Origin of the sequence: Rhizobacter sp. (assembly GCF_031412495.1) — a bacterium.
In the GTDB taxonomy this organism is placed as follows: Bacteria; Pseudomonadota; Gammaproteobacteria; order Burkholderiales; family Burkholderiaceae_C; genus Schlegelella_A.
The window spans coordinates 1-2678 of record NZ_JANODC010000264.1 but is presented as its reverse complement, the minus strand read 5'-3'; the positions used below and the strand labels follow the sequence as shown (position 1 = coordinate 2678).

Here is a 2678-nt window from a genome sequence, read left to right as displayed (position 1 = left end):
CCGCAGGCTCGGCGCCCGCCCAGGCGGCACCGGCCTCCGCCGCACCTGCGGCGCCGGGGCCGAAGCCCGGCGACGCTGTCGCCGGCGCGAAGAAGGTGGCGAGCTGCATCGGCTGCCACAACATCTCCGGCTACCAGGCGAGCTTCCCCGAGATCCACCGCGTGCCGAAGATCGCCGGGCAGGGGGCCGGCTACATCGTCGCGGCGCTGAACGGCTACCGCAAGGGCGAGCGCAAGCACCCGACCATGCGCGCCGTCGCGACGACGCTGTCCGACCAGGACATGGCCGACGTCGCCGCCTACTATGAGCAGCTCGGCAAGCAGGGCGCGCAGCCCGCCCCGGCCAAGCCCGCCCGCGAGCCGTCGCCGCAGGTGGCCAAGCTCCTGGCCCAGGCCAACTGCGCCTCGTGCCACGGCGCCAACTATGCGGCGCCGATCGATCCGTCGTACCCGAAGCTGGCCGGCCAGTACGCCGACTACCTTTACGTCGCGTTGAAGGCCTACCAGAGCGACCAGCAGCGCTACGTCGGGCGCAGCAACGCGATCATGATGGGCATGGCCCGGCCGTTCACGCACGCCGAACTGAAGGCGATGTCGAACTACTTCGCGTCGCTGCCGAGCGAGCTGAAGACCGTCCAGCAGACCCAGTTCCGTTGAAGGCGTCGCTCAGCGATGGCCCGATAGACGCGCGCCCCACGGCACGGGGCGGCGACGACGCTAGGCCGAGCGATTCGTGAGGCGCGACCTGGCCGAGTGGAGCAGGGCGCGCGAATACAGCTTGTGAAAGCCCCGCAGCGCATGGAAGCGTGCGCCGAGACCGCCGCCGGGATTCGCACGATGCCTCGGCAGCACCGCCGAACCGAACATGAGCCGGGTGCCAACCGAGGGGTGCCCGGCCGGTGCCGACACCATGAGCCAGGAGCGCGTGCGGCCTGCGGCCAGCAGTACCTCGTTCGGCGCGCGCGACTCGACGTGCCAGGGCGCAAACGACGAGAGCTCCCCGCGCGCGAGCTGTCCGGCCTGCGCGTCGGTGGACGGACGCGAGACCAGCAAGCCGAGAAGCACGCGCTCGAGCTTGAACAGCGGCGTGGTGTAGAAGGCCTCCACGAACTGCGCGTGGCTGGCGAGCGCAGGGATGTCCGTGGCATAGCAATCGACGTAGGCCCCGGACGCGCGGTACCGCTCCAGCAGCGACCCGGCCGGCACCTCGGCGGAACGGATGCCTGGAATGGGTGACTTCACTGAAGTGGGCATCGCAGAAGAGGCCTCGATGAAGGGGTTAGGCCGCTTGCGTATCGGGCTGCCCCTTCAGACGCGCAATGAGCCCATGGACATCTCCCAGGACCCAAAGATCTCTGACCAACTCTCCGTCGAAAGTGAAGATCGGAGCGCCATACCACCAGACATGGCGTCCGCTGGGCCGTATGCCGAAAAGCTCCTTCCGGTGGTAGCCATGAAACCGAAGCTTGCCGAACACTTGGTTCGCCTCTTCTCCAAGGGCCAGGATGTCCGATGTGTAGCAGTCAAGGGCGCCGGTAACGAGATCGACGTACCCGATGAATTGCTCGTGTCCGACCAACTGTGGACCGAGCGATCCACGGAACGTGAAGTCAGGGTGGAAGATCTGCGGCACCAAGGCGACGTTGGCGTGGTCCCACATCTCCTTGTAGAACATGCGCACCACTTCCTTCTGGCGAGTCCCGCAGGCCTTCGCGAGGTCTAGTTGCGCTTCGTTCATGTGAGGCGAGGTTTGGAGAGGGGCCCGACGAAGGTTATCCGAGAAGGACCAGCGCGGGTCAGGCGCGTGCCTCACGAAGCGCTCCTTCGAAGCGCCGCAACGAGCTGCCGACCAGGCAGCGACGTCGACGCATTCGATCTTGCTTTGGTGGTACGGGGAGAGTCAGACCATCCTCGCGCATGCCATCCGGACAAAAGGCGATGGCTCCTCGGATCTCGGATCTGCCTCGGCGACGGTGGCACCGGTAGCGACGCAAACCGGCAGGTCCGGGACGCCATCGGATGCTTGACAGCAATGGAAGTCCACTAAGGGGTTAGCCCTCATGCTTGCCAAGGACGGCGCTGTGAATGGCGAAGACCAGGACGCCTAGGCCGAATAGGGCACCGAGGCCGAATACTCCTCGGCAAGCGAATTCGAGCTCCAGGAACGAAACGCCCGCCTGGCATTCCCTCTCACCGCCTCCGAACGCGACCCCACCAGCTGGCACGACCATGGCAAGCAGCAGGGGGACAGCGAGCCATGCTTGGACGCGGGTGGCCTCGGCTGCCTGCGCTAGCAACGAGAGACCTGCAACAAGGAACGCCGAGTCGCCGCAGTGACCACCCATGCCGGCGCATTGAGCTGATCTCGACCTGGGCCGCGGCGCTGCGCGAACGCTCGGGCTGGCAGAAGGCGGTCGTCGCGCTGGCTAACAAGAACGCCAGGATCCTGTGGGCGGTGATGACGCGAGGCGACGTCTTCCCCGAACCACCTCAGCCTCAAGCCGACAGGGGCGTAGCCCACCTCATCGACAGCTTCCTTGCACGACGTGAAGACGAAGACGCGCTGAACAGGTCAGACCGGCAGCGGGCAAGCTCGACCAACCCTGGGTGGCACTCGATCGGCAGTGACCACGCGATAGGGATGGAGCCCCGCTGAGCAGTTCGCATCTGGGCCCGCAC

Annotated in this window: 3 protein-coding genes and 1 pseudogene; 2 read left to right on the top strand and 2 right to left on the bottom strand. The window is 66.5% G+C overall.

Annotation, left to right across the window (positions count from 1 at the left end; genetic code table 11):
- The coding region (locus AC30N0_RS10065) for a c-type cytochrome (RefSeq protein ID WP_489517784.1) at positions 1-656 on the top strand (656 nt) is incomplete at its 5' end.
- 60 nt (positions 657-716) lie between these two features.
- Here the strand turns inward: AC30N0_RS10065 and AC30N0_RS10060 are convergent.
- Positions 717-1205: a hypothetical protein gene (locus tag AC30N0_RS10060; RefSeq protein ID WP_489517783.1), complete on the bottom strand. Its 489-nt coding sequence runs from the start codon at positions 1203-1205 to the stop codon at positions 717-719.
- Positions 1206-1278: 73 nt separating this feature from the next.
- Positions 1279-1737 (bottom strand): ester cyclase, encoded by a 459-nt coding sequence (locus AC30N0_RS10055; protein WP_489517782.1) that lies wholly within the window; start codon positions 1735-1737, stop codon positions 1279-1281.
- Positions 1738-2346: 609 nt separating this feature from the next.
- Here AC30N0_RS10055 and AC30N0_RS10050 point away from each other — a divergent pair.
- Positions 2347-2515: pseudogene (locus AC30N0_RS10050) on the top strand (IS110 family transposase); the annotation flags it as partial.
- Positions 2516-2678: the final 163 nt, after the last annotated feature.